General features: G+C 71.8%; 12 protein-coding genes. 7 read left to right on the top strand and 5 right to left on the bottom strand.

All coding sequences use genetic code 11. From position 1 onward, the window contains the following. Nucleotides 1-28: 28 nt before the first annotated feature. The gene (locus ACFY29_RS19935) at nt 29-796 is read right to left on the bottom strand and encodes an SDR family oxidoreductase (RefSeq protein ID WP_386988070.1); all 768 of its coding nucleotides are present in this window, start codon (nt 794-796) and stop codon (nt 29-31) included. A 202-nt stretch (nt 797-998) separates the two neighbouring features. Here ACFY29_RS19935 and mshA point away from each other — a divergent pair, with 202 nt between their 5' ends. The 3 genes from mshA (at nt 999) to ACFY29_RS19920 (ending at nt 4,289) form a co-directional block, all read left to right on the top strand. Beyond that, complete coding sequence (gene mshA, locus ACFY29_RS19930) at nt 999-2,363, top strand: D-inositol-3-phosphate glycosyltransferase (protein WP_328420816.1); 1,365 nt, start codon at nt 999-1,001, stop codon at nt 2,361-2,363. 57 nt (nt 2,364-2,420) lie between these two features. After that, on the top strand, nt 2,421-2,936 hold the full coding sequence (locus ACFY29_RS19925; RefSeq protein ID WP_355601586.1) for a YbjN domain-containing protein: 516 nt from the start codon (nt 2,421-2,423) through the stop codon (nt 2,934-2,936). Nucleotides 2,937-3,098: 162 nt separating this feature from the next. Beyond that, nucleotides 3,099-4,289 carry a hypothetical protein gene (locus ACFY29_RS19920; protein ID WP_386988064.1) on the top strand — a complete coding sequence of 397 codons (1,191 nt, stop codon included), beginning with the start codon at nt 3,099-3,101 and terminating at the stop codon, nt 4,287-4,289. A 392-nt stretch (nt 4,290-4,681) separates the two neighbouring features. Here ACFY29_RS19920 and ACFY29_RS19915 read toward each other — a convergent pair whose 3' ends face one another. Continuing rightward, nucleotides 4,682-5,977 carry an MFS transporter gene (locus ACFY29_RS19915; protein WP_386988061.1) on the bottom strand — a complete coding sequence of 432 codons (1,296 nt, stop codon included), beginning with the start codon at nt 5,975-5,977 and terminating at the stop codon, nt 4,682-4,684. 117 nt (nt 5,978-6,094) lie between these two features. Beyond that, nucleotides 6,095-7,384 (bottom strand): MFS transporter, encoded by a 1,290-nt coding sequence (locus tag ACFY29_RS19910; RefSeq protein ID WP_328420810.1) that lies wholly within the window; start codon nt 7,382-7,384, stop codon nt 6,095-6,097. Nucleotides 7,385-7,537: 153 nt separating this feature from the next. Between ACFY29_RS19910 and ACFY29_RS19905 the strand changes: the two genes are divergently transcribed. Continuing rightward, nucleotides 7,538-8,305, top strand: a complete 768-nt coding sequence (locus tag ACFY29_RS19905; protein WP_386988058.1) for a phosphoglyceromutase — start codon at nt 7,538-7,540, stop codon at nt 8,303-8,305. A gap of 49 nt (nt 8,306-8,354) precedes the next feature. Here the strand turns inward: ACFY29_RS19905 and phoU are convergent, their stop codons facing one another. Next, nucleotides 8,355-9,008: a phosphate signaling complex protein PhoU gene (phoU, locus tag ACFY29_RS19900; RefSeq protein WP_328420805.1), complete on the bottom strand. Its 654-nt coding sequence runs from the start codon at nt 9,006-9,008 to the stop codon at nt 8,355-8,357. 203 nt (nt 9,009-9,211) lie between these two features. Here phoU and ACFY29_RS19895 point away from each other — a divergent pair, with 203 nt between their 5' ends. Continuing rightward, nucleotides 9,212-10,495, top strand: a complete 1,284-nt coding sequence (locus ACFY29_RS19895) for a sensor histidine kinase (protein ID WP_386988055.1) — start codon at nt 9,212-9,214, stop codon at nt 10,493-10,495. Nucleotides 10,496-10,517: 22 nt separating this feature from the next. Beyond that, entirely contained in the window at nt 10,518-11,201 is a 684-nt protein-coding gene (locus tag ACFY29_RS19890) for a response regulator transcription factor (protein WP_328420801.1), read from the top strand. Between the two features lie 309 nt (nt 11,202-11,510). Here the strand turns inward: ACFY29_RS19890 and ACFY29_RS19885 are convergent, their stop codons facing one another. Beyond that, a complete protein-coding gene (locus ACFY29_RS19885; RefSeq protein ID WP_386988526.1) occupies nt 11,511-12,308 on the bottom strand; it encodes a hypothetical protein in 798 nt (265 codons plus the stop codon). Nucleotides 12,309-12,388: 80 nt separating this feature from the next. Between ACFY29_RS19885 and ACFY29_RS19880 the strand changes: the two genes are divergently transcribed. Continuing rightward, entirely contained in the window at nt 12,389-13,333 is a 945-nt protein-coding gene (locus ACFY29_RS19880; protein ID WP_355601571.1) for a Ppx/GppA phosphatase family protein, read from the top strand. Nucleotides 13,334-13,409: the final 76 nt, after the last annotated feature.

The following is a 13,409-nucleotide window of genomic DNA, read 5'->3' as shown; positions in this document are numbered from 1 at the left end:
CCTCCCGCCCCGGCTCACTCCTCGCGCTTCACTGGCCGACGCGGTGCACCTTGTGCTGGGCAGCCTGCGCCCGCGGCCGGACCACCAGCCGGTCCACGTTGACGTGCTCCGGGCGGGTGGCGCACCAGGCGATGCAGTCGGCCACGTCCTCGGCGACCAGCGGCCCGGGCACCCCGGCGTAGACGGCGGCGGCTCGCTCCGCGTCGCCGCCGAAACGGACCAGGCCGAACTCGTCGGTCTTCACCATGCCCGGATCGATCTCGATCACTCGCAGCGGCCGACCGCACAGTTCCAGCCGGAGCGTGCCGGCGATGGCGGTCTGCGCGTGCTTCGCGGCGGTGTAGCCGCCCCCGCCCTCGTACACGGTCAGGCCGGCGGTGGACGAGACCACCACGATGGTGCCCGCGCCCGACGCCTCCAGAGCCGGCAGCAGCGCCTGGGTCACCCGCAGCGTGCCGAGCACGTTGACGTCGTACATCCACTGCCAGTCGGCGACCGACCCGGACTCCACCGGCTCCAGGCCGCGCGCGCCACCGGCGTTGTTGACCAGCAGGGTCACCGGCCCGGGTGCCCGTGCGGCGGCCTCGGCCAGCCCGGCCACCGACTCGTCCGAGGTGACGTCGCAGGTCACCGCGGTGGCCTTTCCACCGGCGGAGGTGATCTCGGCGACCAGGTCGGCGAGCCGGTCGGGGCGGCGGGCGGCGGCGAGCACGTGGAAACCCTCGGCGGCGAGCCGGCGGGCGGTGGCCGCGCCGATCCCGCTGGACGCTCCGGTGACGATGGCGACAGAGGTCATCCCGTCATTGTCACCCCGCCGATCTGACCCGCTCCGGGCGGGCGTGGGGGCCGCCGCAGGCGGGCACGGAGATGAGGTCCGTCACCCCCAGGGGACCGCCGGGGAATTTCCGTAGCCCGATGGGGAAGATGACATCCGGCGTACAGGTTGAGCGAGAAGCGCCGGTCGTGCGACGGCATTAACCGTGACAAGAGGAGCGGACGTGGCGGAACTGCACACCGGTGTCGGTCGTCAGCGAGGTACGCAACCGTGGCCCCGGCCCCGTCGTATCGCGACCCTGTCCGTACACACCTCCCCGCTGCACCAGCCCGGCACGGGCGACGCTGGCGGAATGAACGTCTACATCCTCGAGGTCGCCCGGCGCCTCGCCGAGGCCAACGTCGAGGTGGAGATCTTCACCCGGGCCACCTCCGGCGACCTGCCCCCGGTGGTCGAGATGGCCCCCGGCGTGCAGGTCCGGCACATCACCTCCGGCCCGCTGGAAGGGCTCACCAAGGAGGAACTGCCCGGCCAGCTCTGCGCCTTCACGGCCGGGGTGCTGCGGGCCGAGGCGTCCCGCCCGCCCGGGCACTACGACCTGATCCACTCCCACTACTGGCTCTCGGGCCAGGTCGGCTGGCTGGCCAAGGAGCGCTGGGGGGTGCCGCTGGTGCACACCGCGCACACCCTGGCGAAGGTCAAGAACGCCCAGCTCGCAGCCGGCGACCGGCCGGAACCCAAGGCCCGGGTGATCGGCGAGGAGCAGGTGGTCGCCGAGGCGAACCGTCTGGTCGCCAACACCCGGGTGGAGGCCCGCGACCTCGTCGAACGGTACGACGCCGACCCGACCCAGGTCGCCGTCGTCCCGCCGGGCGTCGACCTGGAGCGGTTCCGGCCCGCGCCGGGCGACCGGTCCGCAGCCACCCGGGCGGCCCGCCGCCGGCTGGGGCTGCCGGTCGACGGGTACGTGGTGGCCTTCGTCGGTCGGATCCAGCCGCTCAAGGCCCCCGACGTGCTGATCCGCGCGGTCGCCGCGCTGCGGGAGCGTGACCCGGCCCTGGCAGACGAGGTGACCGTGGCGATCTGCGGGGGCCCCAGCGGCAGCGGGCTGGACCGGCCCACCGCGCTGATCGAGCTGGCCGCCACCCTGGGGGTCACCGACCGGGTGCGCTTCCTGCCTCCGCAGACCGGGGACGACCTGCCCGCCCTGTACCGGGCCGCCGACCTGGTCGCGGTGCCGTCGCACAACGAGTCCTTCGGGCTGGTCGCCCTGGAGGCGCAGGCCTGCGGTACGCCCGTACTGGCCGCCGCCGTCGGCGGGCTGGTCACCGCCGTGCGGGACCAGGTGAGCGGGGTGCTGATCGACGGGCACGACCCGGCGGACTGGGCGGTCGCGCTGGCCCGCCTGCTGCCGGATCAGGCCTGGCGGGCGGAGCTGTCCCGAGGCGCCGAGCAGCACGCCCGCCATTTCTCCTGGGACCGTACGGTCGCCGGCCTGCTCGCCGTCTACGGCGAGGCGATCACGGCGCACCGTGCCCGCCTCGCCGCCGACCTGGCGGGCGATCCCGCGCTCTCCTGCTCCTGGTGACCGGGGCTACCGGTCGCCGTCGGGTACACCGGCGGGGTCGGTCGTAGAGTGGGTCCGGTGAGCCCGAAGAGCGATCTTGCGACCCTGATCGAGTCCGTCTGTGCCGAGCGGGACCTGGCCTGGGAGTCGACCGGGCCGGGTTCGTACGCGGTGACCCTGCCGGGCACCCACAAGCTCAAGACGGTCTGCAACCTGATCGTCGGCGAGCATGCGCTACGCGTCGAGGCGTTCGTGATGCGTCAGCCGGACGAGCGGCGCGAGGAGCTGTGGGCCTGGCTGTTGCAGCGCAACGCACGGATGTACGGGGTCTCCTTCTCCACGGACGCGGTCGGCGACGTGTACCTGACCGGGCGGGTCAATCCGGCCGGGGTGGACGCCGACGAGCTGGACCGGCTGCTCGGCGCGGTGCTCACGTACGCCGACGAGTCCTTCGACACCATGTTGGAGATCGGCTTCGGCAGCTCCATCCGTCGGGAGTACGAGTGGCGGGTCAAGCGCGGTGAGTCGACGGCCAACCTGGCCGCCTTCGCCCACCTCTTCGAGCCCTCCGGCACCGGCCCCGACCCCGCCTGACGGTGGGCCCAGACCCCGCCTGACCGTCTGTCCTGACCGGTCCGACCCGACTGTCTGCCGGCTGGTGGTTCGGACCGCTCCTGACGGGTATGCCGCACCGCGCGGTGCGGCACAGGGACCCCCGCGCGCCGAGGACGGAGTGTCGAGGAGCGTGAGCGTCCCATGGCTCAGCGGAACAGCTCAGGTCGCGGCGGGACTGCGACCACTACCAAACGACAGGCTGGCAACCAGACGCCGAACACACCGGGGATCTCCGAGTCGGAGATCTCCCGGATGCGGGTGGACGACATCCGCGGGCAGCTGCGCAAACGCGGGGTCTCCGGGATCTCCGCACTGCGCAAGCCCGACCTGGTGAAACAGTTGGTGCGCTCGTTGCGGGCCGAGCGTGGCGGGGCCGGCCGACGCAGCACCGGCCCGGCCGGCCGGGCCACCGGCACCAGGGCGTCGGCGGGCCGTGCCGCCGCGACGAAGAAGTCGGCGGCCAGGGCGGTGCCGAGCCGCGCGAAGGCCGCGCCGGCGAACAAGAGCGCCCCCGCGAAGCGGGCCGCCGCGAAGAAAACGGCCGCCGTGCGAAAGACAGCGGCGGCGAAGAAAACGACCGCCGCGAAGAAGACAACGGCGGCGAGGAAGACAGCCGCCGCGAAGAAGACGACGGCAGCGGCGAAGTCGACGGCCGCCCGTAAGACCGCGCCCGCCCGTAAGACGACGGCCGCGCGCAAGACTGCACCCGCGCGCAAGTCGACGACCGCCCGCAAGGCGACGGCTGCCCGCAAGACGACGCCGGCACGTAAGACGGTTGCCGCCCGTAAGACGGCGGCCGCCCGCAAGACGGCGCCGGCGCGCAAGACGACTACGGCCCGCACCGCGCCCGCGAAGAAGGCCCCGGCGAAGAAGGCCCCGGCGCGACCGGCGGCGAAGCGGGCGGCGCCCGCGAAGCGCGCTGCGCCGAGCCGGCCGGCCGGCGGTGGCACGACGGCGGGTGGGATCCGGGTAGGGCGAAGCACCGGGCGATCGGTTCGCAGCTCGCAGGTGATCTCGTCGATCGCGGACCGGCCGGAGCGCCCGGGACGGAGCCTGATCACGGCGAACCACGAGGTGATCATGCGGTGGGCCCGGGAACGCGGGGCGAAGCCGGCGACCATCGCCGGCACCGAGCGGGACGGCCGGGCGGGGGTTTTGACCTTCAACATCCCCGGTTACCGGGAGAGCAGCCGGATCCGCGAGATCACCTGGGATGCGTGGTTCCACACTTTCGACCTGCGCCGGCTGAACCTGATTTATCAGGAGCAGATGCGCGATGGTCGGCAGAGCAACTTCTTCCGGACGGAATCACCGGATCGAGAGGACGGTTGAGGTGTTTGCGGGAATGCGCGACGGGTATGCGGCTGTTACCAAAGACCGAGGCCCGAACAGCGGATACTCGCGAGTTGTGATCGGCGAGACAGCCGATCTGGGTTGAATCCAGAATCCGGGCGAACTAGCTTTATTGCACCGCGTCACGCTTGGAAACGTTCGGGGGAGCGGCGGATCGATCAGATCCGTGCACCGAGCGAGACGCGAGGGGACGGGTGGATCAACCGTTGGGGGACGGTGCCCACCTGTTTGGACCGGCGGCGTGAGCGGGCGATGCTTACGGGGGTGAGTGTTGCCCGCCGCCGCCGGCCCCGCCGGCGGGCGCCCACCACGACCTTCGGGCCGTGGTGGGCGCTTTGCGTCTGTCGTACCCCGTGGGCGGGGTGGGTCGGTCACGCGGCCGGCACGCGGTCCGCGGGCGGTGTCGGCTCCCGGTCGGCAGCCCGGCGCAGCGCGGCGACGTGCCGCTCCCGGGGCGGTCCGGCCAGCAGGTGGCCGAGCGCGGCCAGCAGGCCGAGCCCGCCGACGATCAGCCAGTGCCGGTCGCCGAGGTATTGCAGGCTCACCCCGCCGAGCGTGGGTGCGACGAACGCCGCGGCCGGGAACGTCAGGTAGAAGACCGACTGATACCGCGCGCGCAGCTGCGGCGGCGCCAGATCCGCGTTGATCTGCGCGTTGGGCGGGGCGGCGAGCATCGAGCCGACCGTCCAGACCACCGCGGCGCCCAGGTAAACGGCCAGTTCGTCGGCGACGGCGAGCACGCCGAAGCCGAGCGCGAGCAGGGCGGTCGAGGCCGCCAGCACGACGGCCTTGCGATGCCGGTCGATCAGCCGGGGCACGAACAACTGGCCGATCACGATCAGCGCTCCGCCGAGCGCCACCACCAGCCCGTACGCCGACGGACCCAGGCCGTCCGCGCGCATGGCCAGCGGCATGATCGTCGAGGTCTGCAGGGTGAGTACGGCCAGCACGAAGGTGAGCCCGACGAAGACCAGGAAGGTCCGGTCGGTGAGTGCGGTGTGCAGGCCCGGCTGCCGAACCCGGCTCGCCCCCGGCGCCGATGGGGTGGGCGGCGGGAGGTCAGCCGTCGGTGCGGTGCGTCGAAGCGTCTCCGGCACCTTCCAGGCGATCACGCCGGCGGCGGCCAGGGTGGCGCCCGCGTCCACCAGGAACAGCGCGGTGAAGCTCGCCTCGGCCAGCACGCCGGCGAGCAGCGAGGCGACCGCCATGCCCAGGTTGAACGCCCAGAACTGGAGGTTGAACGCGCGCGAGCGACGCTGCGCGGGCACCACGTCGACGATCGCCGCGACGAAGGCCGGGCTCGGCATCGAGTGCACCACGCCGACCAGCGCGGAGAGCACCGCGATCAGCACCAGGGGTCGGCTGAAGGCCAGTGCCACCATCAGGCCGGCGGTGGCCAGGTGCGCGGCGAGCAGGGTGGCTCGGCGACCCCACCGGTCGGCCAGCACCCCGCCGAGCAGGACGCCGGCCGCCCCACCGGCCCCGTACGCGCCGACCACCGTGCCGGCCAGCGCCTCGCTGGCCCCCCGCGCGTCGGTGAGGTACAGCGACAGGAAGAGCATGGCGAACGCGCCGGCTCGGTTGATGAGCAGGCCGGCCCAGAGGTACCAGAAGGTGGCGGGGAGCCCACCTGCGGTGTCGTGCCACCAGCGCCGCAGGGTGTGCACCCGACCTCCCGACAGTTCAGTTTCCTAACCGTTTCTCCTGCACGGTAGGAACTCGGGCCCGGTCCCGCTAGTCGATTTTCTGATCATGGGCCCTTCGTCACAGCGATGGGGCCACCGTCAGACGGCAGCCTCGGCGGGCTGCGAAGCCGGCGGCCGGGGGTTCTCAACCGGTGCCAGCGCCTCGCCGGAGCGACGCAGCGCCGTGGCGCGGCGCTCGCGCGCCGGGCCGGACACCAGGTGGGCCACCGCGGTCAGGACGCCGATCGCGGCGCAGCCGAACCAGAGCGTGTCGTTGCCGGCGTGCTCGCGCACCAGGCCGCCGAGGATCGGCGCACAGGCCCCGGCGATCTGCCAGGAGAGGGAGAAGACGCCCTGGTACCGGCCACGCAGCTCGGCCGGGGACAGCTCGGCGATCAGGGTGGAGTTGGACGGTGAGTTCAGCATCTCGCCGACCGTCCAGATCAGCACGGTCAGCCCGTAGAACCAGGGGGTGCCGGCGAACGCGGTCAGCCCGAACCCGACACCCATCACCACGGCGGCCAGCGCGAGCACGTGCGAGCGGCTCCGGCCCCGGATCAGTCGGGGCACGAAGAGTTGGCCGACCACGATCAGGACGCCGTTGAGCGCGATCACCGAGCCGTAGGTGGCCGGGCTGAGACCGTCGTCGCCCATGGCGATCGGCAGCATCGAGATGTGCTGGAGGAAGACCAGCGCGGCGAACAGGTTCAGCGCCACGAAGCCGAGGTAGACCCGGTCGTTGAGGATGGTGCGCAGTGCGCCGCGTTGGGCGGTGGCCGCAGGGGTGACGGTACGTCCGGTCTGCTGGGTCTCCGGCACCTTCACGAAGATGATCAGCGCGGTGATCAGCATGGTGGCCGCGTCTACCACGAACAGCAGCAGGTAGTTCGCCTGCGCGGCGAGGCCGGCGAGGATGGCGGCGCAGGCGAAGCCCAGGTTGATGGCCCAGTAGTTGAGCGAGAAGGCGCGCAGGCGGTCCTTCGCCGGCACCACGTCGATCATCATGGCACCGAACGCGGGCCGGGCCGCCTCGGCGAACATGCCGAGCAGCAGCGCACCCAGCGCCACCGCCCAGAGGTCCCGGGCCAGCCCGAGGCCCAGCATCATGGCGGCCGCGCCCACGTGCGCGGTGAGCAACGTGGGTCGCCGTCCCCACCGGTCGGCCAGGGTGCCGCCGGCGGTGGTGCCGATCGCGCCGCCGACGCCCCACAGGCCGAGCACCAGGCCGGCCTGGGACGCGGAGAAGCCGCGTTCCTGGGTCAGGTAGATGGCGAGGAAGACGAGCACGAACGAGCCGAGCCGGTTGATCAGGGTGCCGCTCCACAGGTACCAGAAAGTGGTGGGCAGGCCGCCGGTGGTGTCCCGGAACCAGCTCCGCATCGTCCGCACGTGGTTCCCCCGCTTGCAAGTAATGACCGATGTGACTACAGCGCCTTACAACCCTAGTGCTGGGCGGATCCGCAGGTCACCCGCTTTTTCACGTGGTGGTCGTCACCACGGGTGCCCGCGTGTCACGTCCCCGGGTGGGGCAGGATGATCCGCATGACTGCGAGCGAGGGGCCCACCGTCGGGACGCTGGTCCTGCTGCGGCACGGTGAGAGCGACTGGAATGCCAAGAACCTCTTCACCGGCTGGGTGGACGTCGACCTGACCGAGAAGGGCGAGGATGAGGCGCGGCGCGGCGGCGAGCTGATGCGCGAGCACAGTCTGCTGCCGGACGTCGTGCACACCAGCGTGATGCGCCGGGCGATCCGCACCGCCGAGCTGGCGCTGAACGCCGCCGACCGGCACTGGATCGCGGTGCGCCGGTCGTGGCGGCTCAACGAGCGGCACTACGGCGCCCTGCAGGGCAAGAACAAGAAGCAGACCCTGGAGGAGTATGGCGAGGAGCAGTTCATGCTCTGGCGCCGGTCGTACGACACCCCGCCGCCGCCGATCGCGGACGACGACGAGTGGTCGCAGGTGGGCGACCCGCGGTACGCGCTGCTGCCGACCGAGCTGATGCCGCGCACCGAGTGCCTCAAGGACGTCGTCGACCGGATGCTGCCGTACTGGTACGACTCGATCGTGCCGGACATCCTGGCCGGCCGGACGGTGCTGGTGGCCGCGCACGGCAACTCGCTGCGCGCCCTGGTCAAGCACCTCGACCAGATCTCCGACGAGGCGATCGCCAAGCTGAACATCCCGACCGGCATCCCGCTGCGCTACGACCTCGACCCGCAGCTGCGCCCGCTCACCCTGGGTGGCACGTACCTCGACCCGAACGCCGCCAAGGCGGCCGCCGCCGCGGTGGCCAACCAGGGCCGCTGAGCCTACGACGAAGGCCCCCGGGAACCCGGGGGCCTTCGCCGTACGTGGATCAGCTCGCCGTGGGCGAGGTCTGCCCGGTGATCAGGTAGACCACGTGCTCACCGGCGTTGACCGCGTGGTCGGCGAAGCGCTCGTAGAAGCGGCCCAGCAGGGTGGCGTCGATCGCGGTCTCCACCCCGTACGGCCAGTCGTCGCCGAGCAGCACGGCGAACAGGTTCTTGTGCAGCTCGTCCATCGCGTCGTCGTCGCGGTCCAGTTCGCCGGCCAGGTCGGCGTCGGGCTTGGCCAGCACCGAGCCGATCTTCACGGCCATCCGGTCGGCGATCTCGGCCATCTCGGTGAAGATCGTCCGCAGCTCGGCCGGTACGGCGGGCGAGGGGTGCCGGCGCAGCGCCGTCTTCGCCACGTGGTCGGCAAGGTCGCCCATCCGCTCCAGGTCGGCGGCCACGTGCAGTGCGGTGATCATGGCGCGCAGGTCGGAGGCGACCGGCGCCTGCCGGGCGAGCAGGTCACAGACCCGCTCCTCCACGTGCCGGTAGAGGTCGTCGATCTCGGCGTCCCGCTCGATGACCGTCTCGGCGGCCTGCCGGTCGGCGGTGAGCAGGGCCCGGGTGGCCTGGCGCATGGCGGCGCGGACGCCCTCCGCCATGTCCACCAGCAGTTGGCTGACGATCTGGAGGTCGGCCCGGAACTCGTCGCGCATCATCACGTCCTGTGGTCGGTCGCCGCCGACGGGTGCCGGCGCAGGGGTTGAGCAGGTGCGACGCCAACGGTAGGTGGCGCGGACGGACCCCGGATGAACCCCGGTGAACGGCACCGGACGCAGGGGTGAACATTCGCGAAAGTGAGGGTGGTTCGTCCTGGTCTGTGTGGTAGCCAGGTTAACAATGACCCTACGATCGCCGGGTGGAGTGGGTGGTGGCGGTCGTGGTGGCCGTGGCGTTGGTGGCCGGGTTGGCCGCCGGTTTCCTGCTGCCCCGGTTCCTGCGGACGCGGGACGGCCTCTCCACGTCGACGGGGAGCGTGAGCTCCCGCTGGAGCAGGGGGAGGCCCGCGATAGTCGACGAGCAACAGGCCGGGCTCGGCCGCCGGACGATCGACTCGCTCCGGGCCGGTGTCGTGGTGCTGGATGACAACGACGTGCCCGTGCTGATCAACCCGGCCGCCCGCGCGATGGGTCTGCTGCGTACCGGCAGTACCGCAGGGTCGATCGCCGCGCACCCGTTGATCCGTACTCTCGCTGGCCAGGTGCGGCGCACCGGGGTGCGGCGCGAGATCGAGCTGGACCTGCCCCGGGGTCGCGACAGCGCGGGGGAGAACCCGCTCGGCGTGCACCTGCGGGCGATGGGTCTCGGCAACGGCTTCATCGCGGTGGAAGCGGTCGACGTGACGGAGTCGCACCGGCTGGCCCGGGTGCGACGCGACTTCGTGGCCAATGTGAGTCACGAGCTCAAGACCCCGATCGGGGCGCTCCAGCTGCTCGCCGAGGCCTTGCTGGACGCCACCGAGCCGGCCGACGCCGCGACGCCCGACCTCTCCGAGGACCTGGTCGCCGCCCGTCGGTTCGCCGAACGGATCCAGCACGAGTCGACCCGGCTGGGCCGGCTGGTGCAGGAGTTGCTGGAGCTGACCCGGTTGCAGGGCGCCGAGCCGCAGCCGCCAGCGGAGCCGGTCGCGCTGGACTGGGTGATCGCCGAGGTGGTCGACCGGACCCGCACCACCGCCTCCGCCCGGGGCGTCGAGGTGACGGTGACCGGCGAGCGCGGCCTCACCGTGTACGGCAGCGACACCCAGCTCGCCACGGCGGTGGCGAACCTGGTGGAGAACGCGATCAACTACTCCGGCGACGACACCACGGTGCGGGTCACCACCCGCGGTGACGACGAACACGTCGAGATCGCCGTCGCCGACCAGGGCATCGGCATCGCCCCGACGGACGTGGACCGGGTCTTCGAGCGGTTCTACCGGGCCGACCAGGCCCGCTCGCGTGCCACCGGCGGCACCGGGCTCGGATTGGCCATCGTCAAACACATCGCGAGCAACCATGGCGGAAGGGTGGAGGTGTCGAGCACTCTTGGTGGTGGATCGACGTTCACCCTCCGGCTGCCCGCCAGTCCACCGGACGACCTGCTGGCGACACTGCCGCCGGCTGGGATCGAGGCCGGTCCGGCCGAGCTACGGCAGGTCTGACAGCAATGAAAGGAACACCCCGTTGAGCCGCGTTCTGGTGGTCGAGGACGAGGAGTCGTTCTCCGACGCCCTGTCGTACATGCTCCGTAAGGAGGGCTTCGAGGTTTCGGTCGCCGCGACCGGCACCGACGCCCTCACCGAGTTCGACCGAACCGGCGCGGACATCGTGCTGCTCGACCTGATGTTGCCCGAGATGTCGGGCACCGAGGTCTGCCGGCAGCTCCGGCAGCGCTCGGCCGTGCCGATCATCATGGTCACCGCCCGGGACAGCGAGATCGACAAGGTGGTCGGGCTGGAGATCGGCGCCGACGACTACGTCACCAAGCCGTACTCGCCCCGGGAGTTGGTGGCCCGGATCCGGGCGGTGCTGCGCCGGCAGAGCCCCGAGGTGGCCGACGCGGGTGTCCCGACGCTGGCCGCCGGGCCGGTGCGGATGGACATCGAGCGGCACGTGGTGACCGTCGAGGGTGGCGCGGTGCAGCTGCCACTCAAGGAGTTCGAGCTGCTGGAGCTGCTGCTGCGCAACGCCGGCCGGGTGCTGACCCGGGGTCAGCTCATCGACCGGGTCTGGGGCGCCGACTACGTCGGTGACACCAAGACGCTGGACGTGCACGTCAAGCGGCTGCGCTCCAAGATCGAGCCGGAGCCGTCCGCGCCGCGCTTCATCGTCACCGTTCGGGGTCTGGGCTACAAGTTCGAGCCGTGATCGGCGTACCGAAGGGGGCCCGCGCGCGGCGCGGGCCCCCTTCGGCGTTTCCGGCATCGGTCAGAGGACGACCTTGACGTTGAAGATGGCGGTCGACCTGTTGACCCAACTCTGCCGCGCGGGTGGCGTATCGAGCTGCCCCGAATACGAGATGCCTGACCCGCGCGCCGGATCTGTTCGCCACGTGACCTGGGTGCTGTCCCGCATCAAGTGGCCTGGGGGCTGCCCCACATCTGGGGCAGCTCGATAGCGGTTACGGAGCACGACACCGACCGACCGGCTCCGAGGTGGGGTCGACCGCCGTACTCGTCAGATGTCGTCGGCGGGGTGCGGGGCGACCAGGCCCTGCTTCGTCCGGGCGGCGCACAGCTCGGCCAGCCGCTCGTACGCGGCCGCGCCGATCAGCGCGGTCAGCTCGGGGGAGTACGAGAGGTACATCGGCTCGGCGCCGACGTGCGCGTCCGTCGAGGAGGTGCACCACCAGTCCAGGTCGTGCCCGCCGGCACCCCAGCCCCGCCGGTCGAACTCCGACAGCGTGGAGACCAGCACCTTGGTGTTGTCCGGCCGCTTGACCCAGTCCTGGTCCCGCCGGATGGGCAGCTGCCAGCAGACGTCCGGCTTGTACTCCAGCGGGTGCACCCCGTCGCGGAGCGCCTGGGCGTGCAGCGCGCAGCCGCCCCCGCCAGCGAAGTCGGCGTCGTTGAGGAACACGCACGGCCCCTCGGTGCCCTGGGTGGCGGTCCGGCGGGCCGGGGTCTTGCCGTCGATGGTGTCCTCGTCGGTCCAGTTCCGGAACCCACGCCGGAAGTGCTGCCAGGTCGACGGGGTGAGCCGCTTGACGGCGTTGCGGACCCGCTTCTCGTCGTCGGAGTCGGTGAAGAACGCGCCGTGCGAGCAGCAGCCGTCGGCGGCCCGGCCGGCGATGATGCCGTGGCAACCCTGGCCGAAGATGCAGGTCCAGCGGGAGAGCAGCCAGGTCAGGTCCGCCCGGATCAGGTGATTCTCGTCCGCCGGGTCGGCGAACTCGATCCACTCCCGGGGGAAGTCCAGTGGGACCTCGCGGCTGCGCGGGTCGCCCGGGTCGTCCACCACCACGCGGAGCTCCATCGTCACCCGGCCCAGCGTACGCGCGGTGACCTCCGCGGGCCGCCGAGCCGCGCAAACGTGTTGCACCTAGTGTCTTCATCATGCGACTGGGTGTCCTCGACGTCGGATCCAACACGGTGCACCTGTTGGTGGTGGACGCGCACCACGGCGCGCACCCGTGGCCGGCGCACTCCGAGAAGGTGGTGCTCCGGCTGGCCGAGCAGATCGGCCCGGACGGCGCGCTGACCGACGCGGGCGCGGACAGCCTGGTCAAGGCGGTCGGCATGGCCAAGGCGGCGGCTGCCGGGCTGGAGGCGGACGATCTGATCGCGTTTGCCACCTCGGCGGTACGCGACGCCACCAACGCGGCCGAGGTGCTGGCCCGGGTCCGCGACGAGACCGGCGTACGCCTGGCGGTCCTGTCCGGGGCGGACGAGGCGCGGATGACGTTCCTGGCCGTGCGGCGCTGGTTCGGCTGGTCGGCTGGTCGGCTGCTGGTGCTGGACATCGGCGGCGGCTCGCTGGAGATCGCCGCCGGGATCGACGAGGACCCGGACGTCGCCGTCTCACTGCCGCTCGGTGCCGGTCGGCTGACCCGCGAGCGGCTGCGGGTCGACCCGGACAGCGCGGCGCCTCCATCCGCGGAAACCGTCGAGAAACTGCGGGAGTACGTGGACGGCCGGCTGGACAAGGTGGTCGACCAGATGACCGAGGTGGGTTGGGAGCGGGCGGTGGCCACCTCGAAGACGTTCCGCACCCTGGCCCGACTGGCCGGGGCGGCGCCGTCCGGGGCCGGGCTCTGGGCGCGGCGCAGCCTGACCCGCGCCGGGTTGCGGCAGGTCATCGGCTTCATCCGGCACATCCCGCCGGCCCAGTTGATGGAGCTGGAGGGGGTCAGCGCCGGCCGGGCTCACCAGTTGCTGGCCGGGGCGGTGGTCGCCGAGGCGGTGATGCGCCGCCTCGATCTGGACTCGCTGGACATCTGCCCGTGGGCGCTGCGGGAAGGGGTCATCCTCCGTCGGCTCGATCAACTCGAACCGGTATGACCGGGCCGGGTGGTTACGACCGATTTGCCGGCGCTCGTCACGGTGGCCCTACCCGCGCCGGGCTACCCTGGCTGAT

The sequence above is a fragment of the Micromonospora sp. NPDC000668 genome, from assembly GCF_042897975.1.
GTDB lineage: Bacteria > Actinomycetota > Actinomycetes > Mycobacteriales > Micromonosporaceae > Micromonospora.
This window is presented reverse-complemented; position numbering and strand designations above follow the sequence as displayed.

Bases quoted from the DNA above. Each gene is read 5' to 3' on its own strand.
- ACFY29_RS19935 (WP_386988070.1), bottom strand. From the start codon at position 796: ATGACCTCTGTCGCCATCGTCACCGGAGCGTCCAGCGGGATCGGCGCG.
- ACFY29_RS19885 (WP_386988526.1), bottom strand. From the start codon at position 12,308: ATGGAGCTCCGCGTGGTGGTGGACGACCCGGGCGACCCGCGCAGCCGC.
- ACFY29_RS19920 (WP_386988064.1), top strand. From the start codon at position 3,099: ATGGCTCAGCGGAACAGCTCAGGTCGCGGCGGGACTGCGACCACTACC.
- ACFY29_RS19905 (WP_386988058.1), top strand. From the start codon at position 7,538: ATGACTGCGAGCGAGGGGCCCACCGTCGGGACGCTGGTCCTGCTGCGG.
- ACFY29_RS19880 (WP_355601571.1), top strand. From the start codon at position 12,389: ATGCGACTGGGTGTCCTCGACGTCGGATCCAACACGGTGCACCTGTTG.
- phoU (WP_328420805.1), bottom strand. From the start codon at position 9,008: ATGCGCGACGAGTTCCGGGCCGACCTCCAGATCGTCAGCCAACTGCTG.